Annotated in this window: 20 protein-coding genes; 10 read left to right on the top strand and 10 right to left on the bottom strand. The window is 71.5% G+C overall.

What is annotated here, in order from left to right:
• The 4 genes from ABT354_RS15360 to ABT354_RS15345 form a co-directional block, all read right to left on the bottom strand.
• On the bottom strand, window positions 1-360 hold a 360-nt coding region (locus ABT354_RS15360; RefSeq protein WP_351493653.1), incomplete at its 3' end, for a biotin/lipoyl-containing protein.
• Between the two features lie 92 nt (window positions 361-452).
• Window positions 453-1,841, bottom strand: a complete 1,389-nt coding sequence (gene lpdA, locus ABT354_RS15355; protein ID WP_351493651.1) for a dihydrolipoyl dehydrogenase — start codon at window positions 1,839-1,841, stop codon at window positions 453-455.
• Between the two features lie 390 nt (window positions 1,842-2,231).
• Window positions 2,232-3,755, bottom strand: coding sequence for a leucyl aminopeptidase (locus ABT354_RS15350; protein ID WP_351493649.1), 1,524 nt, complete (start codon window positions 3,753-3,755; stop codon window positions 2,232-2,234).
• 648 nt (window positions 3,756-4,403) lie between these two features.
• Window positions 4,404-5,246, bottom strand: a complete 843-nt coding sequence (locus ABT354_RS15345; protein ID WP_502983421.1) for an adenosylcobinamide-GDP ribazoletransferase — start codon at window positions 5,244-5,246, stop codon at window positions 4,404-4,406.
• Window positions 5,247-5,294: 48 nt separating this feature from the next.
• Here ABT354_RS15345 and ABT354_RS15340 point away from each other — a divergent pair, with 48 nt between their 5' ends.
• Window positions 5,295-6,056, top strand: a complete 762-nt coding sequence (locus ABT354_RS15340) for a hypothetical protein (RefSeq protein WP_351493645.1) — start codon at window positions 5,295-5,297, stop codon at window positions 6,054-6,056.
• Between the two features lie 21 nt (window positions 6,057-6,077).
• Here ABT354_RS15340 and cobT read toward each other — a convergent pair whose 3' ends face one another.
• Window positions 6,078-7,223: a nicotinate-nucleotide--dimethylbenzimidazole phosphoribosyltransferase gene (gene cobT / locus ABT354_RS15335; protein WP_351493643.1), complete on the bottom strand. Its 1,146-nt coding sequence runs from the start codon at window positions 7,221-7,223 to the stop codon at window positions 6,078-6,080.
• A 28-nt stretch (window positions 7,224-7,251) separates the two neighbouring features.
• Window positions 7,252-8,469 (bottom strand): bifunctional adenosylcobinamide kinase/adenosylcobinamide-phosphate guanylyltransferase, encoded by a 1,218-nt coding sequence (locus ABT354_RS15330; protein WP_351493642.1) that lies wholly within the window; start codon window positions 8,467-8,469, stop codon window positions 7,252-7,254.
• Window positions 8,470-8,561: 92 nt separating this feature from the next.
• Between ABT354_RS15330 and ABT354_RS15325 the strand changes: the two genes are divergently transcribed.
• The 5 genes from ABT354_RS15325 to ABT354_RS15305 all read left to right on the top strand — a co-directional run bounded on the left by ABT354_RS15325 (window position 8,562) and on the right by ABT354_RS15305 (window position 13,063).
• Window positions 8,562-8,768 carry a hypothetical protein gene (locus tag ABT354_RS15325; protein WP_351493640.1) on the top strand — a complete coding sequence of 69 codons (207 nt, stop codon included), beginning with the start codon at window positions 8,562-8,564 and terminating at the stop codon, window positions 8,766-8,768.
• Between the two features lie 183 nt (window positions 8,769-8,951).
• On the top strand, window positions 8,952-9,440 hold the full coding sequence (locus ABT354_RS15320) for a hypothetical protein (RefSeq protein ID WP_351493638.1): 489 nt from the start codon (window positions 8,952-8,954) through the stop codon (window positions 9,438-9,440).
• A 2-nt stretch (window positions 9,441-9,442) separates the two neighbouring features.
• Window positions 9,443-11,722, top strand: a complete 2,280-nt coding sequence (locus ABT354_RS15315; protein ID WP_351493636.1) for a hypothetical protein — start codon at window positions 9,443-9,445, stop codon at window positions 11,720-11,722.
• A gap of 7 nt (window positions 11,723-11,729) precedes the next feature.
• Window positions 11,730-12,341 (top strand): hypothetical protein, encoded by a 612-nt coding sequence (locus ABT354_RS15310; protein ID WP_351493634.1) that lies wholly within the window; start codon window positions 11,730-11,732, stop codon window positions 12,339-12,341.
• 134 nt (window positions 12,342-12,475) lie between these two features.
• Window positions 12,476-13,063, top strand: a complete 588-nt coding sequence (locus ABT354_RS15305) for a hypothetical protein (protein ID WP_351493631.1) — start codon at window positions 12,476-12,478, stop codon at window positions 13,061-13,063.
• Between the two features lie 28 nt (window positions 13,064-13,091).
• Here ABT354_RS15305 and ABT354_RS15300 read toward each other — a convergent pair whose 3' ends face one another.
• From ABT354_RS15300 to ABT354_RS15285, 4 genes are all read right to left on the bottom strand, one after another.
• Window positions 13,092-14,162: a S1C family serine protease gene (locus tag ABT354_RS15300; RefSeq protein WP_351493629.1), complete on the bottom strand. Its 1,071-nt coding sequence runs from the start codon at window positions 14,160-14,162 to the stop codon at window positions 13,092-13,094.
• A gap of 112 nt (window positions 14,163-14,274) precedes the next feature.
• Window positions 14,275-16,110, bottom strand: coding sequence for an ABC transporter ATP-binding protein (locus tag ABT354_RS15295; protein ID WP_502983417.1), 1,836 nt, complete (start codon window positions 16,108-16,110; stop codon window positions 14,275-14,277).
• A gap of 98 nt (window positions 16,111-16,208) precedes the next feature.
• Complete coding sequence (locus tag ABT354_RS15290; protein ID WP_351493690.1) at window positions 16,209-16,919, bottom strand: class I SAM-dependent methyltransferase; 711 nt, start codon at window positions 16,917-16,919, stop codon at window positions 16,209-16,211.
• An 83-nt stretch (window positions 16,920-17,002) separates the two neighbouring features.
• A complete protein-coding gene (locus ABT354_RS15285; RefSeq protein ID WP_351493627.1) occupies window positions 17,003-17,599 on the bottom strand; it encodes a DUF3043 domain-containing protein in 597 nt (198 codons plus the stop codon).
• Between the two features lie 365 nt (window positions 17,600-17,964).
• On the opposite strand from ABT354_RS15285, the gene ABT354_RS15280 reads away from it, so the two are divergent.
• The 4 genes from ABT354_RS15280 to ABT354_RS15265 all read left to right on the top strand — a co-directional run bounded on the left by ABT354_RS15280 (window position 17,965) and on the right by ABT354_RS15265 (window position 21,197).
• The gene (locus ABT354_RS15280; protein WP_351493625.1) at window positions 17,965-18,762 is read left to right on the top strand and encodes a PspA/IM30 family protein; all 798 of its coding nucleotides are present in this window, start codon (window positions 17,965-17,967) and stop codon (window positions 18,760-18,762) included.
• Window positions 18,763-18,806: 44 nt separating this feature from the next.
• Complete coding sequence (gene pspAA, locus ABT354_RS15275; protein ID WP_351493622.1) at window positions 18,807-19,094, top strand: PspA-associated protein PspAA; 288 nt, start codon at window positions 18,807-18,809, stop codon at window positions 19,092-19,094.
• Window positions 19,095-19,224: 130 nt separating this feature from the next.
• Window positions 19,225-20,514: a sensor histidine kinase gene (locus tag ABT354_RS15270; RefSeq protein WP_351493620.1), complete on the top strand. Its 1,290-nt coding sequence runs from the start codon at window positions 19,225-19,227 to the stop codon at window positions 20,512-20,514.
• Window positions 20,511-21,197: a response regulator gene (locus ABT354_RS15265; protein WP_351493618.1), complete on the top strand. Its 687-nt coding sequence runs from the start codon at window positions 20,511-20,513 to the stop codon at window positions 21,195-21,197. Before ABT354_RS15270 ends, ABT354_RS15265 begins: the two co-directional genes overlap by 4 nt.
• Window positions 21,198-21,331: the final 134 nt, after the last annotated feature.

Below are 21,331 nucleotides of genomic sequence, written 5' to 3'. Positions count from 1 at the left end.
CGGGGCCGGGGCCTCGGGGGCGGGCGCGGCCGGAGCCTCGGCCACCGGAGCGGGCGCGGGCGCGGCCGGAGCCGCCGGGGCGGCCTCGGCGGCGGGGGCCGGAGCGGCTTCAGGGGTGCCGGAGCCGTCGTCGATGAGGGCCAGCTCCGCGCCGACCTCCACCGTCTCGTCCTCGGCGACCTTGATGGAGGCCAGGATCCCGGACGCGGGCGCGGGGATCTCGGTGTCGACCTTGTCGGTGGACACCTCCAGCAGCGGCTCGTCGGCCTCGACGCGCTCGCCCTCGGCCTTCAGCCAGCGGGTGACAGTGCCCTCGGTGACGCTCTCGCCGAGCGCCGGAAGGGTTACGGAAACCGCCATGGTTTCACTTGCTCCTAACGGATGGTGTCCCCCCGGCCCGGATGAAGCGCGGGCCGGGGAGGTGCGGAATGGTCGGCGTGCCCGGGGGCTGCTCAGTCGTGGGCGTGGAGGGGCTTGCCCGCGAGGGCGAGGTGGGCCTCGCCCAGGGCCTCGTTCTGGGTCGGGTGCGCGTGGATCAGCTGCGCGACCTCGGCCGGCAGGGCCTCCCAGTTGTAGATGAGCTGCGCCTCGCCGATCTGCTCGCCCATCCGGTCACCGACCATGTGGACGCCGACCACGGCACCGTCCTTGACCTGGACGAGCTTGATCTCGCCCTGGGTCTTCAGGATCTTGCTCTTGCCGTTGCCCCCGAGGTTGTACTTGAGGGAGACGACCTTGTCCGCGCCATAGATCTCCTTGGCCTTGGCCTCGGTGATGCCGACGGAGGCGACCTCGGGGTGGCAGTAGGTGACCCGGGGGACACCGTCGTAGTCGACCGGGACGGGGTTCAGCCCGGCCAGCCGCTCTGCCACCAGGATGCCCTCGGCGAAGCCGACGTGCGCGAGCTGGAGGGTCGGGACCAGGTCGCCGACGGCCGAGATGGTGGGGATGTTCGTCCGCATGTACTCGTCGACCAGGACATAGCCGCGGTCCATCGCGACGCCCTGCTCCTCGTAGCCGATACCGGCGGAGACCGGGCCGCGGCCCACGGCCACCAGCAGCACCTCGGCCTCGAAGGTCTTGCCGTCGGCGAGGGTGACCCGGACACCGTCCTGGGTGTACTCGGCCTTCTCGAAGAAGGTGCCGAGGTTGAACTTGATGCCCCGCTTGCGGAAGGCGCGCTCCAGCAGCTTGGAGCTGTTCTCGTCCTCCACCGGGACGAGGTGCTTGAGGCCCTCGATCACGGTGACATCGGCCCCGAAGGACTTCCAGACGGAGGCGAACTCGACACCGATGACACCGCCGCCGAGCACGATGGCGGAGGCCGGGACACGGTCCAGCTTCAGCGCGTGGTCGGAGGAGATGATCCGGTTGCCGTCGATCTCCAGGCCCGGCAGGGACTTCGGTACGGAGCCGGTCGCCAGCAGGATGTGACGGCCCTCGACGCGCTGTCCGTTCACCTCCACCGAGGTGGGGGAGGTGAGCCGGCCGGTGCCCTCGATGACGGTGATCTTGCGGGAGGCGATCAGTCCGGTCAGGCCCTTGTACAGGCCCGTGATCACGTCGTCCTTGTACTTGTGCACCGCGGCGACGTCGATGCCCTCGAAGGTGGCGCGGACGCCGAACTGCTCCGACTCACGGGCCTGGTCGGCGATCTCGCCGGCGTGCAGCAGCGCCTTGGTGGGGATGCAGCCGTAGTGCAGGCAGGTGCCGCCGAGCTTGTCCTTCTCGATCAGGGCGACGTTCAGTCCCAGCTGGGCTCCGCGCAGCGCCGCAGCGTAACCGCCGCTACCGCCGCCGAGGATCACTAGGTCGAAAACGGTGCTGGCGTCGTTCGCCACGTCACGTCCTCCATGCATGCGCGCCGGTCGCCGGGGTCCCCTCACCCGTGGGGATGTCCGGCCCTTCGGCTGGTGTGCGGCCGATGTCTCTTCGGCCCTCTGGTCGGGGCCCTGTCCTGCCGAGGACCCATCTTTGCACTTGTTGCGGAAAGACGGGACGCGGGGCGGGGCTCTGGGGGCGTCTGATCGATCACCCCATGGGTTACCGCTAAGTAGGGAACGGCCCGTACCGTCCGCCGATTCCCCGGTGATGCGGCTTTTCGTCCAGAGCGAACGTGCCGGGATCTCCGGCGGAACGCACGATACGGCCCGGTGCTGGAGAGCGACCGGACCGTATCGTCCTCACGGTCGGTGACCGATCGGCGGCTCCGGGTCCGCCGGGGGCTCGTACTAGCCCAGCTCGCCGTCGGCGATCCGCTCGGCCAGGCGCACCAGGGTGCGGACCGAGGAGCCGGTGCCGCCCTTGGGGGTGTAGCCGTACGGGGCGCCCTCGTGGAAGGCGGGGCCCGCGATGTCCAGGTGGGCCCAGGTGATGCCCTCGCCCACGAACTCCTGGAGGAAGAGACCGGCGACCAGGCCGCCGCCCATCCGCTCACCCATGTTGGCGATGTCGGCGATCGGGGAGTCCATGCCCTTGCGCAGCTCGGCGGGGAGCGGCATCGGCCAGGACTGCTCGCCGACCTCCTCGGCGGTCTCGTGGATCACCGTACGGAACGCCTCGTCGTTGGACATCACACCGAAGGTGCGGTTGCCCAGCGCCAGCACCATGGCGCCGGTCAGGGTGGCGACGTCGACGATCGCGTCCGGCTTCTCCTCGGAGGCCTTCCACAGCGCGTCACCGAGGACCAGCCGGCCCTCGGCGTCGGTGTTCAGCACCTCGACCGTCTTGCCGCTGTACATCCGCAGCACATCGCCGGGGCGGACCGCCGAGCCGGAGGGCATGTTCTCGGCGAGCGCCAGCCAGCCGGTGACATTGACCGCGAGGCCGAGGCGGGCGGCGGCGACCACGGCGGCGAAGACGGCGGCGGCGCCGCTCATGTCGCACTTCATGGTCTCGTTGTGGCCGGCCGGCTTGAGGGAGATGCCGCCCGAGTCATAGGTGATGCCCTTGCCGACCAGGGCGAGGGTCTTGGCGTCCTTGCTGTGGGTGTAGGTGAGCTTCACCAGCCGGGGCGGGTTGGCCGAGCCCTGGCCGACGCCCATGATGCCGCCGTAGCCCCCCTTGAGGAGGGCCTTCTCGTCGAGGATCTGGACCTTGATGCCATGGTCCTTGCCGGCGGCGGCGGCGATGGCGGCGAACGACTCGGGGGTGAGGTCGTTCGGCGGGGTGTTGATCAGGTCACGGGAGCGGTTCAGCTCCTCGGCCAGCACCTGGGCGCGCTCGGCGGCGGCCTTGTACGCCTTGTCGCGCGGCTTGGCGCCCAGCAGGGCGACCTCGGCCAGCGGCTGCTTGGGGCCGCCCTTGGCCTCCTTCGCGCCGCCCTGGTAGGCGGTGTAGGAGTAGGCGCCGAAGAGCGCGCCCTCGGCGATGGCCTCGGCGTCCTCGGCGGCCTCGGTCGGCAGCGAGAAGGCGGCCTTCTTGGAGCCGTGCAGCACCCGGGCGGCGGTGCCCGCCGCGCGGCGCAGGACCTCGGGGTCGTACGGCTCGCCCTGCTCGGGGACGGCGCCGAGGCCGACCGCCAGCACGACCGGGGCCTTGATCCCCGAGGGGGAGGGCAGCTTGGTCACCTCACCCTCGGCTCCGGTGGCCCCGAGGGTCTCCAGGACGGCGGCGAGCCTGCCGTCGAAGGCGGTGTCCACGGTCTCCGCGCCCGGGGCGACCACCGGGCCCTTGGCGCCCTTCGCGACCCCGACGACAAGGGCGTCGGCGCGCAACGTCGCGGCGCCGGCAGTGCTGAGAGTGAGAGCAGTCACGGTGGTGAATTCTCGCTTCCGTTGAGTTCCGGTGAGGTCCGGGGCCTTGGGTGGCCGTTGGGGGACAGGTCGACATCCCCGCGCGGAAAGCGTACGCGCGGTGGGTGGGGGTGTGGACGGCGGCGGTCGTTCACAGGCGCACACGGGTGGGGGGTGCGGGGTGCGTCCCGCCGCAACTCTCCTGCGGGCGCCCCCCGTTGCCCCACCGCGCCCCCCTTTTCGGCCGCACTCCCCCCATACCCGGACGAGTACCCCCGGGCCCGCGTCTCATTTTTCAGCCCGTCCGGCGCTTGAGGACGGACCTCGGCCCCGAGTCGCCTCGGCCGGACGTCGGGGCCAGCCCCGAACCCCGCTCCTCAAACGCCGGAGAGGCTGATTTTTGAGGCCCCCGCGCCTCAACCTCCCTCAGACTTCGTCCGGGGGGACCCCCATGGGGCTGGATTTTGAGGCACCCGTAGGGGCGGGATGTGTATTTCCAGCCCGTCCGGCGATTGAGGACGGACCTCGGCCCCGAGTCGGCTCGGGGGGACGTCGGGGCCAGCCCCGAACCCCGCGCCTCAATCGCCGGCGAGGCTGGTTTTTTGAGGCCCCGTTCCTCAAACTCCCCCAGACTCCGTCCGGGGGGACCCCATGAGGCTGGATTTTGCCTCAGGTGGCGGAGGGGGCGCCGACCACCAGGGCCAGGAGGCAGAGCGTCGCCGCCGTTTCCGCGAGGGCGCCGAAGACGTCGCCGGTGACGCCCCCGAACCTCCGCACGCACCTGCGGAGCAACAGCAGCGCCCCGCCCAGCCCGAGGGCGACCCCGAGGGCATGGCGCGGAGCCCCGTACCCGCCGAGGAGTGCGCCGAGTGCCGCGCCCGCGAGGGTGACCGTCGCGGCGACGGCCCAGGCCGCGGGGGCCGGGACCGCCTCGGCGACCGCCGCGCCGAGGCCCTCGGGGCGGGCCGCCGGGACGCCCCGGCGCGCGGCGAGGGTGAGGGCCGTCCGCGCGGTCACCGCCGAGAGCAGCGCGCCCACCGCGCCGTACGCCCAGCCCGCCCCGTACAGCTCCGCCACCGCCGCGATCTGCGCGAGCAGCGTGAAGAGCAGGGTGATCACCCCGAAGGGCCCGATGTCCGACTGCTTCATGATCCGCAGCGCGTCGTCCGCGGGCCGCCCGCTGCCCAGGCCGTCCGCCGTGTCGGCGAGGCCGTCGAGATGGAGCCCCCGGGTCAGCACCGCGGGGACCGCCACCGTAGCCACCGCGGCGAGGGTCGCCCCCGCGCCCAGCAGCAGCACCCCCGTACCCACCGCTCCCGCGAGGACGCCGACCACCACCCCGGCGAGGGGGGCGAGCAGCATGCCGGAGCGGGCCGCGTCCCGGTCCCAGCGGGTGACCCGGACGGGCAGCACGGTCAGGGTGCCGAAGGCGAAACGGAGGCCGGGCAGGCCCGTCTGGTGTCCACTCACCGCCGCAGGGTAGCCCGCCCACCGGCGCCGGGCGCGATACATTGCGCGCACAACCCGTACAAAAGCAGCAAAGCTGGCGAAGGGGTCGTCATGGGCCGCTGGTTCACCGACAACATCGTCGAGCCGGGCAAGCTCCCGACCCTGCTCGCCCTCGCCGCCTTCGTCCTCACCTTCCTGATCACCCGGACCGTCACCCGGCTGATCCGGGCCGGACGCGGCCCGTTCCGGAACATCACGGCGGGCGGTACCCATATCCACCATGTGGTGCCCGGGGTGATCCTCACCGTCGTCGGCGGGTTCGGCGCCGTCGGCTCCGGACGGTACGGCGCCGGCGCGGCCCTCTCCGCGGTGCTCTTCGGGATCGGCGCCGGGCTGGTCCTGGACGAGTTCGCGCTGATCGTCCACATCCACGATGTCTACTGGACCGAGCAGGGCCGGCAGAGCGTGGAGGCGGTCGTCCTCGCCACCGCCCTCGCCCTGCTGGTGCTGGGCGGCTTCTCCCCGTTCGACGTGGCCTCGCTCACCCCCGAGGAGCGGGAGAACCGGCTCGTCCTCGTCGTCACCCTGCTGCTGAACTTCGTCCTCGTCCTGGTCACCCTCGCCAAGGGCAAACCCCGGATGGCGATCATCGGGGTCCTGGTCCCGCTGGTCGCCGTCGTCGGCGCGGTACGGCTGGCGCGGCCCGGCTCGCTCTGGGCCCGGCGCCGCTACCGCGACCGCCCCCGGACCCGGGCCCGCGCCCGGCTGCGCTCCTACCGGCACGACCGGCGCTGGGGCCGCCCCCGCCGCCGCTTCCAGGACCTCATCGGCGGCACCCCGGACAAGCCCACGGACAAGCCCCCGGCGCCCTGAACCGTCGGCCCCGCCGTACCGTCAGGCCCCGCCGGCCTCCTCCGCCGCCTTGGCCTTCGCCCTGGCGAACGACGCGTCCAGCTCGGCGCGCTCTTCCGCCACGATCGCGGCCAGCTCCTCCTTCGTGTACTCCGGCAGCTCCGCCGAGAGCGCCGCGGCCGCCTGGAGCACGGGCAGTGCCAGCATCGCCCCCGCGCCCTCACCCACCACGACACCGTGGTCGAGAAGGGGCGTGAGCGCCATCCGGTCCAGCGCCTTCGCCTGCGCGGGCTCCCCGGTCACCTGCCCCGCCAGCCACCAGTCCGGCGCCCGGAACGCCGCCCGCTGCGCCACCAGCGCGCACGCCGCCGACACCACCCCGTCCAGCACCACCGGCATCCGGCGCACCGCGCTCTGGAGCAGAAAGCCCGTCATGGCGGCCAGATCCGCGCCGCCCACCGCCGCGAGCAGCTCCAGCTGGTCACCGAGGACCGGCCGGGCCCGCCGCAGCGAGTCCCGGACCGCCGCGCACTTGCGCATCCACGCCAGGTCGTCGATCTGCTCGCCGCCGCGCCCGGTCACCACGGAGGCGTCCGTCCCGCACAACGCGGCGATCAGGGTGGCGGCGGGGGTGGTGCCGCCCACGCTCAGATCGCCGAGGACCACCGCGTCGGTGCCCGAGTCGGCCTCCTCGTCGGCGAGGGCCATACCCAGGCGGACCGCCCGCTCGGCCTCGTCCGGCGTCAGCGCGTCCTCGATGTCGATCCGGCCGGTGCCGCGCCGCACCCGGTGGCGTACCACCTCGTCCGGCAGCAGCTCCGGGTCGCAGTCCAGGCCCGCGTCGATCACCCGTACCGGCACTCCCGCCCGGCGGGCCAGCACGGCGACCGGGCTCTTCCCGTCCAGCACGGAGCGCACCAGCACATGGGCCGTGCCCGGCTTGCGGTTGGAGACCTTGAGCCGGGCCACCCCGTGGTCCCCGGCGAAGATCACCACCTTGGGACGCTCGATGGGGCGCGCCGGCACCGACGCCTGAGCGGCCGCCAGCCATTCGCCCAGCTCGTCCAGGCGCCCCAGGGCACCGGTGGGGACCACCAGGCGGTCCCGGTGCTCCCCGACATCGCGCCGGATGCCGCTGTCGGGGCGCTCGATCAGTTCGGAGAAGTCATCGAGATTCAGCCTGCTCATTCGCCGAACAGTACCCGGTGGGTCCGGCTCAGTTCCGCAGTACCAGCGACTGTCCGGCCACCACCAGGACGACCTGCTCGCACTCGGCGGCGAAGGCCGCGTTGAGCCGCCCCAGCTCGTCCCGGAAGCGGCGGCCCGAGGCGGTCGCGGGGACCACCCCGGAGCCCACCTCGTTGGTCACCGCGACCACCGTGCGCCGGGTCTCCCGTACCGCGGTGACCAGCTCGGCGACCCGCTCGCGCAGCTTGCGGTCGCCCCCGCCGTGCCAGCGTTCGTCGTCCCAGGCGCCCACCCGGTCCATCGCGTCGGTCAGCCACAGCGCCAGACAGTCCACCAGCAGCGGCGGCCCGTCCCGGCGCAGCAGCGGCACCAGCTCGCAGGTCTCCTCCGTACGCCAGGAGTTGGGCCGCCGGTCCCGGTGGAGTGTCACCCGCTCCGCCCACTCGGTGTCGTCGGCGCGGGAGCCGCCGGTGGCCACGTAGACCACACCGGGGAAGGTCTCCAGGCGCCGTTCGGCCTCCACCGACTTCCCCGAGCGGGCCCCGCCCGTGACCAGGGTGCGGCGGGGTACATCGGGTACGGCGTGGTACTCGCCCACGATCAGGGTGGCCCCGTCCGGCACGGTACGGGCGCCCGCCGCCGCCAGCCGGCGGTCCAGCTCCGGGCCGCCGGGGACATCGTGGTCCAGATGGACCGCGATCACATCGGTGGTCGCGCCGATCCCGCCCGCCGCGCGGAGCCGGGCGACGGCGTCGGGCCGCCCCACCACATCGGCGACCACCATGTCGTACGGGGCAGGGGCGCCCGGGGCGGCCGTGGCCGGTGCGAGACCGGCCGGTGCGGCGCCCGGGGGCAGATAGAGCAGCCGGTCGCCCTCCGGGGACGCCACCTCGTACCCCGTCCCCGGGGTGTCCATCGGGACCGCCCGCACCCGGTGGCCGCTGATCAGCGTGAGCACCCGGCCGTCCGGCACCCGGCCCGCCGCCGGGAGCCCGGCCGGGACCTCCACGGCGGGCCCGTCGTGCGGATGGGTCAGCAGTACCTGCCGCACCCCCACCAGCGAACGCCCCGCCCGTGCGGCGGCCAGCGCCGCACCGGGGGTGAGATCGAGCAGCAGCGCCCCGTCCACGAGCAGCGCCGTCGCGGCGCGCGCCCGGGGGCCGCGGGCGGCGGAGCAGACGGCACAGGGGCAGTCGGGCCGGGGGAGGCCGGCGGGGGCGCCGGTACCGAGCAGAGTCACTTCCACATCCCCGATCCTCCCGCGTCCCCGTGGAGCGTGCGCGCCCGGCTACGCTGCGGGCAGGACCGGAGATCACTTCAGGACGCAGGGAGGCGGACATGGCGTGGACGTGGCGGTTCGAGAAGTCCGACGGGACGGAGGTCCGGCCGGCCGTGGAGCCGGAGGAGTTCACCACTCAGGGGGACGCGGAGACCTGGCTGGGTGAGCACTGGAAGGAGCTGCGTGACGGGGGAGCGGACCAGGTTCACCTCTCCGAGGACACGGCCGTGATCTACGGCCCGATGAGTCTGCACGCCCCCGAGTAGGCACCCGCCCCGGGCCCGCGCCCCAGCGCAACCGGCGGGGACGGGCCCGGGCGGCTTCCTTCTTCCTTCCGCGGGCGGCCTCCCCCTGGCCGGATCATGGAGCGGCCCCGGCCGCGGATGGTCTGATGTGTGGTCGGTTCCCTGGACCTGAGGGACCGGTTGTCGAGGGGGAGGGTCCGTTCCATGGCATGGGCCGAATGGGAAGAGCTGAAGGCCGCCGCGGCCGATCGGGAGAACACCGGGATGCGGCTCAACCAGGCCGCCGACCCCGGCGGGGGCGGCGACCCCCTGGTGCACGTCGGTGATCTCAAGGTCGACCAGGTGGATCTCGCGGCCATCGGTGACAAGGCGTTCGATCTCCACCGGCGACTGGGCCGGGAGGGCCGCCTCGCCGCGCCCGCCAGTGGCCGGGCGGCGGGCGATCTGACCCGTCAGGGCTTCGCCCTCGGTGGGGCCCTGCGGACGGTCTCCGACCGCTGGGAGGAGCAGCTGACCTCGCTGCTGGACGCCTGCGCCAAGATCTCCAACCATATGGAGTTCTCGGGCAGGCAGCACAGCGGTGACGATCACTTCATCGAACGGCGGATGAGCACGATCCGCACGCTGGACGAGGGCTTCGACGACTCCTACGGGCCGAAGCCGAAGCCGATCGAGAGCAAGGGCAAGGACTGACGGTGGATTTCGACGCTCTGCGGCAGGTCCGATTAGGGCCCCTCGAAGACGCCGTAGCGGACTGGAAGCTCATGGCCGACCGGCTTCGGGAGCTGGAGCGAGCGGCCCGGGACGGACTCCAGCGCCGGGCGGACCGGGCCGACTGGAGCGGGCTGAACTCCCAGGTCTCCCGCCGGTTCATCGGCCGGACCGCGGGCGAGTTCGCGGACGCCCGCGCCCAGGCCGGGTCCATCCACGCGATCCTGCGGGACACCCTGGGCGAGACAAGGGCCCAGCACCGGCGGCTGACGGCCGCCGTCGAGAGCGCCGAGGCCCGGGGCATGCGGGTGCACGGCAGCGGATCGGGCTTCACGGTCCGGGCCGCCGACACCGGCTCGGGCGGTGGCCCCGGCGGTGGCTCCGGGCCCACCGAGGGGGACCTCCGCGCGGTCAGGGATGAGATCGAGACAATCCTGGCCCGTGCCGTTGAGATCGACACCTCCGCCGCCGAGGTGCTGGTGGCCCTCATGGAGCAGGCCGAGTACGGGTTCTCCGGCGCGGAGTACGCCGGCCGCGGCGCGGCGGCGGGTGCCCTCGCCACGGCGGAACGCCTGGCCGTGCTCGCCCGCAAGGACCCCGGGGACCTCACGGTCAAGGAGTTCGACGCCCTCACCGCGGGCTTGAAGAAGTACGCGGGCGACGAACTCTTCGCCGCCCGCTTCGCGGGGAACCTCGGCGGCCAGGGCACCCTGGACTTCTGGGTCGGCGTCAACGACCCGCGCCAGGCCGGTGACCTCGCCCGTGAGCGCCACGACAAGTTCGACGACCTCCAGAAGCAGCTGAGCCTGACCCTCGCCACCGCCAGCCACAGCAGCACCTGGGAGATGGACCGCTGGCGGAACGACGTCCTGGGCGCGGCGGACAAGCAGATCTCCGGCTCCACCGCCCTCGGCGTCCAGGTCATGAGCAACTTGATGCGCTCGGGGAACTTCAACGACCGGTTCCTGCTGGACTACGGCGCCCGGCTCATGGAGACCGAGCGCGAGTTCACGGACAACGGCCGGGGCGGCGCCTGGAAGCCGCTCCCCTTGGACCCCGACCTCAACCACACCGGCACGGATGCGGGCAGCGACCCGGCCGTGGGTTTCCTGATGGCCCTCTCACAGAGCCCGGAGGCGTCGACGGCCTTCTTCGGGGAGACGTTTGTGGGCCGTCACGACGACCATGAGTTCTACGAGGACAAGGATGAGGACGGCAATCGGGAGCGCCGTGAGCTGAGCAACTTCGACTACTTCTTCGAGGAGCGGGACTGGCCCCGCTATGTCGACTCCAAGGGCAAGGATTCCGACGTTGGCGTGGAGTCCCTGGGCAGCGCCCTGGAGTCCGCCACCACGGGCCACCCGTCGGGAACGGCCCCTCGCCCGGGCGATCTGGCGCACTCACCGGAACAGGCGGCGCTCTTCACGGACATCGTGGTGTCGGTGGCGGAGAAGCCGGAGAGGGTGGGTGAGCGGGACGAGCTCGGCGGGAGCCTGGGGAGGCTCACGGCGGAGTACATGATGGATATCAACCGCTCCTTCGGTGCGACGGATGACCGTAGGGATTACTACTTCCCGGCCCCGGGGGCGGTAGCTGATCCGACCGCAGCGCAGACCACTCGATTCCTGCATGAGTTGGGCAAGAATTCGGATGGTTATGCGGCGTTGAACATCGGCCAGAACAACTACTCGGCACAGCTCATCGATTATCACGTGCGGAGTGCCGAAGGAGGCCCGAGTGGGGCCGTAATCAACGATGCCATTAAGGCAACGGCGAGAATTGGTGGCGAGATTCAGGGAATCATCAGTGACGGCCGGGCCATCGCCGTGGAGGAAGACCGTGGGGAGGCCGACGCCAAGTTCAACAAATCCCTTGAGGATGCGAAGACCTGGGGGTCGGCCTTGGTGGGGGGTGGCGTGGGAATCTTGTTGGGCCCGACTTCCCCACCTGCTGCGATCGTGGGGGGAGAACTCGCCAAGACGGCCGCTGGTGAGATCATCGGGTGGATCACGGACGGCTACAAGAAGGACAGCACGGACGAAGTGATCTATCGCAACGGGCAGGAATGGGACAGCACCCGCGAGTCCACCTTTCAGGTGTTCGAGAAAGCCTATGCGGAGGCGTGGAAGAACTCCGGCCGGCGGGACGATATCAATGTGGACGTGGCGGGCGAGGCCAAGCAGGGGTTCACCAATGCTGCGGAATACATCCGCACCTCCGTCCACGGAGCAGGTGCTCCGGGGCAGCTTGAAACGAAGGGTTGATGTTCCGGTGCAGAGGAAATGGGTTGCTGCAGCCGTCGGTGGATGTCTGGTCGCTGGCCTGGGTTTGTACGCCGGTGGTTTTTTCGATGAAGAGGTCGGATCCTTTGGTGTTCAGGATGTCTGCGAGAGTTATGGTCCCGATCGTGAGGTAGTGGCAAGGCTCAAGCAGGTTCTGCTCAAGCGGAGCGCGTACAACTTCTATGGTGACAGTTCACTGCCTGCTGCGGGCAGGACCCCGATATCCAATTACTCATCCTTCTGCTACGTTCGTGACAAAGACGGTGCTCTTGTTTCCATGGTCACCCGGCAAATGAGAGGGAAAGATTCTGATTTCTGGCTGAATGGTGGCCTGATCGACCACCAGATCGAAGAAGGGGTTCGGTTCGGGCGGTTCAAGGCGGGTTATGCAGGGGTCTCTTCCAGTGGGGGAGCGGCAATCCATCTTCCGTGCTTCAAGAATCACCCGGAAGCGATGGGCAGTCTGAGCGTGAGCGTCGCCCTCTGGCAGGGCTCCCGTGCCGCTCCGAAGGAGACCAAGGCCGCTGCGGAGTTCCTCGTCCGCCGCGCCGCCGCCTTCGCACACCAGGACGCCGACTGCGACCTCCCCTCCCGCCTCTGAGGGGGGCCGCCGTTCGGCCCAGGTGCAGATCTCGCCCAGGGCCAGGGATTCACCGATGCTGCGGCCAAAGTCAGCAGGTACGTATACGGGGAAGGGACCCCCGGTCAGCTTGAGTCGAAGGGGTGAGATCTCCGGTGCGCAGGAAATGGGTTGCCGTAGCCGTCGGTGGATGTCTGGTCGTCGGCCTGGGTTTGTATGCCGGTGACTTTTTTGATGAAGAGGTCGGATCCTTCGGTGTTCAGGACGTCTGCGAGAATCTTGATCCTGATCGTGAGGTAGTGGAAAAGCTCAGGCAGGTTCTTCCCGAGCGGGGCGAATACGACTTCTACGCCGAGGGGTCGACGGGCTCCAAGTTCGGCCCCTACTGTCATATTCGCCATGAAGGGAAAAATCTCATGACCGTGCTCATCAATTACACGGACGGGAGTGATCCTGATGCGTGGCTGAAGCGTCAGGTCGAGCGCAAAACCGCGGAGGGGGCTCGCTTCGGATGGTTCAAGGCGGGTTATGGGGGAGTCTCCTCGACCGGGGGTGGAGCGATCTATCTTCCGTGTTTCAAGGACCATCCGGAAGGACTGGGCAGTCTGAGCGTGAGCGTCAACCTCCGGCAGGGCTCCCGTGCCGCCCCGAAGGAGACCAAGGCCGCTGCGGAGTTCCTCGTCCGCCGCGCCGCCGCCTTCGCGCACAAGGACGCCGGCTGCGACCTCCCCTCCCGCCTCTGAGGCAGGCCGCCGCCGTCCCGCCCAGGCGTCAGATCTCGCCCAGGGTCACCCGTGTCGTGCGGGACTTGCCGTCGCGGAGGTAGCCCACGACCACCTCCTGGCCGGGTTTGTCCGGGGCGAGGGTCTCCGCGAGGGAGGTGATCGTGGTGATCTCGTCGGAGTCGATCTTGGTGATGATGTCTCCGGCGCGCAGGCCCGCCCGGTCCGCCGCGCCGCCCGGGACGACCTCGACGATGGCCACCCCGGCGGGCTGGTAGTTGTCGTCCAGGACGGTCCGGGCGGTGATCTCCAGGGCGGCGCGGCCGGAGTCGGTGACCTTGCCGGTGGTGATGATCTGGTCGGCGACCGTGGTCACCATGGAGACCGGGATCGCGAAGCCGATGCCGGGTGCGGCGGCCTCGCCGAGGCCCGGGTCGGTCGCGGCCAGGGTGGGGATGCCGATCACCTCGCTGTCCAGGTTGACCAGTGCGCCCCCGCTGTTGCCCGGGTTGATCGCCGCCGAGGTCTGCACCATATTGCCGATGGTCGCCCCGGTGCCGCCGTCGGCGGCGCTCTCGGTGACCGTACGGCCGATCCCGGAGACGATGCCCTGGGTGACACTGCTGGAGAGCCCGAGCGGTGAGCCCATGGCCAGCACGATCTGGCCCACGGTGACGGTGGACGCGTCCCCGAACTTCGCCGGTTTCAGCCCTGTCGGGATCCGGTCCAGCTTGATGACGGCGAGATCCTGCTCGGGGTACGAGGAGACCAGCTTGGCGGTGAGGGGTTCCTCGCCGGTGGCGATGGTGACGAGGAACGACCGCCCGTCGCCCACCACATGGGCGTTGGTGATCACATGGCCCTTGCTGTCGTAGACCACCCCCGAGCCGAGGCTGTCGCCCGACTCGATCTGGACCACCGACGGAAGCACGTTCTTGATCACGGTCTCGTAGTCGGACTGAAGGTCGTTCACGGCCTGCGGCGGGGGGACCGCGCGGGTCGAGTTCCGTGACTGCTCCCAGGGCGAGCTGTCCTCGGAGGCACCGGAACAGCCCGCCACCAGGCCGGCCGCGCAGAGGACGGCGATCGTGGGCAGCAGACGGCGAGGCGATATCTCCATGGTGGGAGTCTCGCCGGGGGCCGCCGGGGCGGCATGTCGTACGCGCCCGAACAGGTGGCCGCGGGGTCAGATGGCGCCGAGGCCCGGGACACCGTACGCCGGAAGGGGCTCCCTAGGATGACCCCGCCGCCAGGAACTGGGTCGCCGCCAGCTCCCCGTAGAGCGGGTCGCCCGCCACCAGTTCGGCGTGGGTGCCCACCGCGCGTACCCGTCCGGCGTCCATCACCACGATCCGGTCGGCCAGGGTCACCGTCGACAGCCGGTGCGCCACCACCAGCACCGTCACCTCGCGGGAGACCTCGGCGACGACATCGCGCAGGGCGAGTTCATTGACCGCGTCCAGCTGCGAGGTGGCCTCGTCCATCAGCAGCAGCCGGGGACGGCGCAGCAGTGCCCGGGCGATGGCGACCCGCTGGCGCTCCCCGCCGGAGAGCTTGGAGCCCCGGTGGCCGACCACGGTGTCGAGCCCGTCGGGGAGCCGGTCCACCAGGGCGTCCAGCCGGGCCCGGACCAGGACCTCGTGGATCTGCTTCTCGTCGGCGTCGGGCGCGGCGAAGACCAGGTTCTCCCGGAGGGTGCCCGCGAGTACGGGGGCGTCCTGCTCGACATAGCCGATGGAGGCCCGCAGCTCGGCGACCGGCCAGTCGCGCACATCGCGGCCGTCGACCAGGATCCGGCCGCCGGTCGCCTCGTAGAACCGTTCGATCAGCCCGAAGACGGTGGTCTTGCCGGCCCCGGAGGGACCCACGAACGCGGTCATCCCCGCGCCCGGTACCTCGAAGGAGACCCCGTGGTGGACCAGGGGCAGTTCATCGGTATAGCGGAAGGTGACGTTCTCGAAGACCACCGACGCGCCCCCGGCGGCCGGCTCCGGGGTCCTTCCGGCGGTGGCCGCGGCGGGGCCGTCCTCCTCGATCTCCAGCCGCTCCGCCTCCACGATCCGGGCGATGGCCGCGGAGCCCTCCTGGTACTGGGTGGCGGCCTCGACCAGCTTGTTGACCGGATCCATCAGATAGAAGAGGAAGAGCAGGAAGGCGACCAGGGTGCCGATGGAGATCGCGCCCGAGGCCACCCGGGCGCCGCCGATGCCCAGGACCGCCAGGAACGACACCTGGACCGCGAGTCCCACCGAGGACCAGGCCACCGACTCCCACTTGGCGGCGCGCACCCCCTGCCGCCAGGCCTCCTCCGCGGCCCTGGCCACGATCTCGGTCTCGCGCTCCTCCGCGCCGGAGGCCTTGACCGTACGGAAGGCGCCGAAGGCCCGTTCCAGCCGGGTGGATATCTCCGCCACCGCCGTCTGGGCGCGCTGGGTGGCCCGGGAGATCTGCGGCATGATCACCGCGACCGCGCCGCCGACCACCACCAGGACCCCGAGGGTCACCCCGAGCAGGACCAGATCCATCAGGGCCAGCATCACCATGGTGGCGGTGAAGCCCACCAGACCGGTGGCGGCGGAGACGATCGCCTGGGTGGTCACCGCCCGCAGCAGGGTGGTGTCCGAGGTGATCCGGGACATCAGATCGCCCGGCTGGGACCGTTCCATCTCGGGCAGCCGCAGCCGCAGCAGCCGTCCGATGAGGGAGCGGCGCGCGGCGAGCACCACGGACTCGGCGGAGCGGGCCATGATGTAGCCGCCCAGCGCCTCGATGGCGGTGCCCAGGACCACCAGCGCGGTCAGGCCGACCAGTACTCCGGTGATCGACTCGTCCTCGCCGAGACGTTCCACCAGCTGCTTGGCGGCCAGTGGCTGGAGCAGCGCGGTGACCGTGCCGATCAGGGCGAGGAAGGCGCCGAGCGCCACCCGTGCCCGATGGGGGCGGAAGTGGGCGTGGAGCGCGCGCCAGGTCTCCCGTGCGGGGAGCCGGGCGATGGGCTGTTCCGGTGCGGGGCCGCCGGTGCCGGTGGCCCCGGCGGCGGTCGTGGGGGTGGTTTCGGCGGTGGTCACGCGGGTACGGACGCGAAAGTCACCCGTTCGCCTGACACGGTGCCGGACCTTTCACGCGATACCGGTGCCGGACCCTTCACGCGATGGGCCCGGTCCGGTCAGGAGGCGCGCGCCCCGCAGAGGTGCAGCAGGGCCGCGATGCCCCGGTACGGGTCGGTGCGCCCGGCCCGGTCCTCGGCCGACAGCAGCTGCTCCAGCTCGGCGGCGGCCGGGAGCCGGCTGTCGGGCCCCCAGGGGGTGAAGACCTGGACGCCGTACCAGGCGTGCAGCGGGGCCGCGATCCCCGCCAGGGTGCCGGTGAGGGAGTCCAGCCGGTCGGCCCGGACGGGCCCGCCGGAGCGGTCGGTGACCGTGTCGGCGTCCAGCGTGGCCAGCGCTCCGAGCCAGTCCCCGGTGAGTCCGGGCGCCATGGCCAGCGCGTCCGCGTTCCGTATCAGCAGGGAGAGGAGTCCGCCGGGGGCGAGCATGCGGGCGAGGCCCGCGAGCAGGTCGTCGGGTTGTTCGGTCGATCGCAGCACCCCGTGGCAGAGCACCACATCGAAGCTGCCCGGGGTGAAGTGGACGCCGGTCTCCCGGCACTCGCCCTGGATCAGCCGGAACCGCTCCCGGATCCCGGCGGGCTCGGTGACCAGGGCCTCCTGGACCCGCCGCAGCATCGCGGGGTCGGACTCCATGCCGGTGATCTCGTGTCCGGCCCGGGCCAGCCGCAGCGCCTGCGCGCCCCGGCCCATGCCGACATCGAGGACCCGCAGCCGCTGGCCCACCGGGTAGCGGGCCGCGATCTGCTCGTCGAGCTGGCGGGCGACCAGCTCGGCCCGGACGGTCTCCTGAAGCCCGCCCGGGGCGCCGGAGCCGCCCTGGGACGGGTCGGCGAGGCCCAGGGCCTCCGTACTCAGGGTCGCTCTCCGCGCTTGACCTGCGGCTTCGGCAGACGGAGCCGGCGCATCTGGAGCGTACGCATCAGGGCGTAGGCGATGGCGCCGCGCTTGGGCTCGTCCGGGAAGCGCTCACGGAGCTGCTTGCGCAGCCGCAGGCCCAGACCGATCGAGTCCACGACGATCATGACGATCACACCGAGCCAGACCAGCAGCGCGATGTTCTGCAGCTGGGCGGTCTGGATCATGCTCATGATGAGGATGAGGACCGCCAGCGGAAGGAAGAATTCCGCGATGCAGAAGCGGGAGTCCACGAAGTCCCGGGCGAACCGGCGTACCGGTCCCCGGTCCCGCGCGGGCAGATAGCGCTCGTCACCGCTGGCCAGCGCCTCGCGCTGGCGGGCCAGATCGGCCCGCCGGGCGTCCCGCTGGCGCCGGATCGCCTCCTTGCGGTCGAGTGGCTGTGTCGCGGCCCGGCGGCGCTGGCTCTGGGCCTCGCTGCGCTTGGGGGTGGGGCGGCCCTTGGGGGCCTCGGGGTCGCGGGACTGGGCAGCGTCCGCCGTCACCTTCGCGGTGGGGGCGGCCTTCTCTGACTTGGCACGGCTACGGAACACAAAGCCCAAGGGTACGGGGTGGCAGGCATGGACCCAACGCCGGACGGGAACGATCCCGCAACACCCTGCGTCATTCCGGACAGAGCGACCGGACGGAAGGGCCGGACGGAAGAGCCGGGTGGAGGCCGGACGGACCCGCGTCCGGACCGGGCCCGGGGCCCGGAAGAAGGGACGACACACACCGGTCACCCGGTGCGACCCCGAGACCCGTCTACTCCTTGCGCCGGATCAACGGCGGTGAGCAGTCGTCCTTGGGGAGGAGCGCATCAGGGTCCGAACAGTGCGTCAATGGATGCAGGGCCCGTACTGTGGGTTCTGTTGCAGTGCTGGAGCTGGAGTCCGTCAGAAGGGGGCGCGCGAAGCCCATGAGCGGTGTCATGAAGCGTATGGGGATGATCTTCCGCGCGAAGGCCAATAAGGCCCTGGACCGGGCCGAGGACCCGCGCGAGACCCTCGATTACTCGTATCAGAAGCAGCTGGAGCTGCTCCAGAAGGTCCGCAGGGGCGTCGCCGACGTGGCGACCTCCCGCAAGCGTCTGGAGCTCCAGCTCAATCAGCTCCGGGGACAGTCGTCCAAGCTGGAGGACCAGGGCCGCAAGGCGCTGGCGCTCGGCCGGGAGGATCTGGCCCGGGAGGCGCTCTCCCGGCGCGCCGCGCTCCAGCAGCAGGTCAGCGATCTGGAGACCCAGCACCAGACCCTCCAGGGCGAGGAGGAGAAGCTCACCCTCGCCGCCCAGCGCCTCCAGGCCAAGGTCGACGCCTTCCGCACCAAGAAGGAGACGATCAAGGCCACCTACACCGCCGCCCAGGCACAGACCCGGATCGGCGAGGCCTTCTCCGGCATCTCCGAGGAGATGGGCGATGTGGGCCTGGCGATCCAGCGGGCCGAGGACAAGACCGCGCAGCTCCAGGCGCGGGCGGGCGCCATCGACGAGCTGCTGGCCTCCGGCGCGCTCGACGACCCGAGCGGGATGGCGAAGGACGACATCGCCGCCGAGCTGGACCGCATCTCCGGCGGGACCGATGTCGAGCTGGAGCTTCAGCGGATGAAGGCCGAGCTGGCGGGCGGCACCACCGCCGGACAGCAGGCCATCGAGGGCGGCGGCGCGGGGCAGGACGCCTCGCGGCAGCAGACCGGCCGGCCCGACTTCGGCAAGCACTGACCCGGTGCCGGCCCCGGCCGGCACCCGAGCGACAGGGACTCGTCATGATCGTTCGGATCATGGGGGAGGGGCAGGTGAAGCTGGCGGACAGCCACTTCGCCGAATTGAACAGGCTCGACGACGAACTGCTGGACGAGATGGAGCGGGGCGACGAGCCGGGTTTCCGGCGCACGCTCGCCGCGCTGCTCGCCCGGGTGCGGGAGGTCGGGGAGCCACTGCCGGACGACACGCTGGAGCCGTCCGAGCTGATCCTCCCCGGCCCCGACGCGACCCTGGCGGAGGTCAGGTCGATGCTGGGCGACGAGGGCCTGATCCCGGGGCTCCCGGGGTGACCGGCCCACCCGGGGGCGAGGCCCCGGGGTAGGGGCAACGGCAGGGCCACCGGCGGGCGGCCGCCCGGCCTCCCGGCGCAGGGCCACCGGCGGGGACACACCCCCGCGACACGCCGTAACGTTCTCCGACGTGACGTCCTTCGCCAGCGGGCTCGACCGCACCCGGTGCTGGGTCCGCGAGCACCCCCTCGCACTCGACGGGGCACTCGCCGCGCTCTCGCTGGCCGCCATGGTCATCGGCTCCTTCGCCGTCAACGGCGTACACGGCCCCGAGTTCGGCGCCCGCACCCCCGCCGCCCGCAGTGTGGTGCTCATGGCCCTGGTCTCCTGCGCCCTGCTCTACCGCCGCCGCCACCCCTTCGGCGTCCTCGTGCTCACCAGCGTGCTCTCCGTCATCGAGCTGAGCTTCGGCGACCCCTCCGCACCGGTCGCGATGAGCGCCGTGATCGCGCTCTACACCGTCGCCTCCCGCACCGACCGCCCCACCACCTGGCGGGTCGGCCTGCTCACCATGGCCGGGCTCACCGGCACCGCCATGTTCTTCGGCTCCACCCCCTGGTACACCCAGGAGAACATCGGGATCTTCGCCTGGACCGGGATGGCGGCGGCGGCCGGTGACGCCGTCCGCAGCCGGCGGGCCTTCGTGGACGCCATCCGGGAACGCGCCGAGCGGGCCGAGCGCACCCGTGAGGAGGAGGCCCGCCGCCGGGTCGCCGAGGAACGGCTCAGGATCGCCCGCGACCTCCACGATGTCGTCGCCCACCACATCGCCCTCGTCAATGTGCAGGCCGGGGTCGCCGCCCATGTCATGGACAAGCGCCCCGACCAGGCCAAGGAGGCGCTCTCCCATGTCCGTGAGGCCAGCCGCTCCGCCCTCAACGAGCTGCGCGCCACCGTGGGCCTGCTCCGCCAGTCCGGCGATCCGGCGGCCCCCACCGAACCCGCCCCCGGCCTCGGCGTCCTGGACGAGCTGGTGACCACCTTCCGGCAGGCCGGACTCCCCGTGGAGGTGGCCCGCGCCGACGAGGGGGTCGCCCCGCCCGCCGCCGTCGACCTCGCCGCGTACCGGATCATCCAGGAGGCCCTGACCAATGTGCGCAAACACGCCGGGGACCGTGCCCGCGCCGAGGTCAGCGTGGTCCGGGTGGGGCTGACCCTGGAGGTCACCGTCCTCGACACCGGCGCCCCCGCTCCCACCGTCCCCGGTCAGACCACACGCTCCGCCGCCGCCACGGCAGCCGCCGCCACCGCAGCCACGGCCGCCGACGCCGGGGACCGGGAGGGCGGCCATGGCCTCATCGGCATGCGGGAACGGGTCAGCGCCCTCGGCGGACGGCTCAGCGCCGGACCCCGATACGGAGGCGGCTTCCGCGTCCAGGCGATACTTCCCCTCAAGGCCGGGAACGGGGAGGACAGATGACGATCAGGGTGCTGCTCGCCGACGACCAGACACTGCTGCGCAGCGCGTTCCGGATCCTGGTGGACTCCGAACCCGACATGGAGGTGGTCGGGGAGGCCGCCGACGGCGCCGAGGCGGTCGCCCTCGCCCGCTCCGCACACGCCGATGTCGTCCTCATGGACATCCGGATGCCCGGCACCGACGGACTCGCCGCCACCCGCGCCATCAGCGCCGACCCCGACCTCGCCAAGGTCCGTGTGGTCATGCTGACCACCTTCGAGGTGGACGAGTACGTGGTCGAGTCGCTGCGCGCCGGGGCCTCCGGTTTCCTCGGCAAGGGCGCCGAGCCGGAGGATCTGCTGAACGCCATCCGGATCGCCGCCGCGGGCGAGGCCCTGCTCTCGCCGGCCGCCACCAAGGGGCTGATCGCCCGCTTCCTCGCCCAGGGCGGCGACTTCGGCGAGGACCGGACCCCCGCCGCGTACAGCGAACGCCTCAACGCCCTGACCGGGCGGGAGCGCGAGGTCCTGGTCCTGGTCGGCGGCGGTCTGTCCAACGACGAGATCGCCGACCGGCTCGATGTCAGTCCGCTCACCGTCAAGACCCATGTGAACCGGGCGATGGCCAAGCTCGGCGCCCGGGACCGCGCCCAACTGGTCGTCACCGCCTATGAGTCGGGGCTGGTCCGCCCCCGTACGGAATGAGCCAACTCCCTTCCGGATGGCGCGTCAGCACCTACTCCAGACGCGGTATGGGCAGCGTAAGGAAACGCGACCTGTGACTGAGGTACACCTCTCGGTGAGCTGATCGTATGGGCGGGGCACAGCACTCTTGCCCC

The sequence above is a fragment of the Streptomyces sp. NPDC000594 genome (assembly GCF_040299965.1).
Taxonomy (GTDB): domain Bacteria; phylum Actinomycetota; class Actinomycetes; order Streptomycetales; family Streptomycetaceae; genus Streptomyces.
This window is presented reverse-complemented; position numbering and strand designations above follow the sequence as displayed.

Bases quoted from the DNA above. Each gene is read 5' to 3' on its own strand.
- ABT354_RS15280 (WP_351493625.1), top strand. From the start codon at position 17,965: ATGAGCGGTGTCATGAAGCGTATGGGGATGATCTTCCGCGCGAAGGCC.
- ABT354_RS15340 (WP_351493645.1), top strand. From the start codon at position 5,295: ATGGGCCGCTGGTTCACCGACAACATCGTCGAGCCGGGCAAGCTCCCG.
- cobT (WP_351493643.1), bottom strand. From the start codon at position 7,223: ATGAGCAGGCTGAATCTCGATGACTTCTCCGAACTGATCGAGCGCCCC.
- ABT354_RS15300 (WP_351493629.1), bottom strand. From the start codon at position 14,162: ATGGAGATATCGCCTCGCCGTCTGCTGCCCACGATCGCCGTCCTCTGC.
- ABT354_RS15325 (WP_351493640.1), top strand. From the start codon at position 8,562: ATGGCGTGGACGTGGCGGTTCGAGAAGTCCGACGGGACGGAGGTCCGG.
- ABT354_RS15320 (WP_351493638.1), top strand. From the start codon at position 8,952: ATGGCATGGGCCGAATGGGAAGAGCTGAAGGCCGCCGCGGCCGATCGG.
- ABT354_RS15345 (WP_502983421.1), bottom strand. From the start codon at position 5,246: ATGTATCGCGCCCGGCGCCGGTGGGCGGGCTACCCTGCGGCGGTGAGT.
- pspAA (WP_351493622.1), top strand. From the start codon at position 18,807: ATGATCGTTCGGATCATGGGGGAGGGGCAGGTGAAGCTGGCGGACAGC.
- ABT354_RS15265 (WP_351493618.1), top strand. From the start codon at position 20,511: ATGACGATCAGGGTGCTGCTCGCCGACGACCAGACACTGCTGCGCAGC.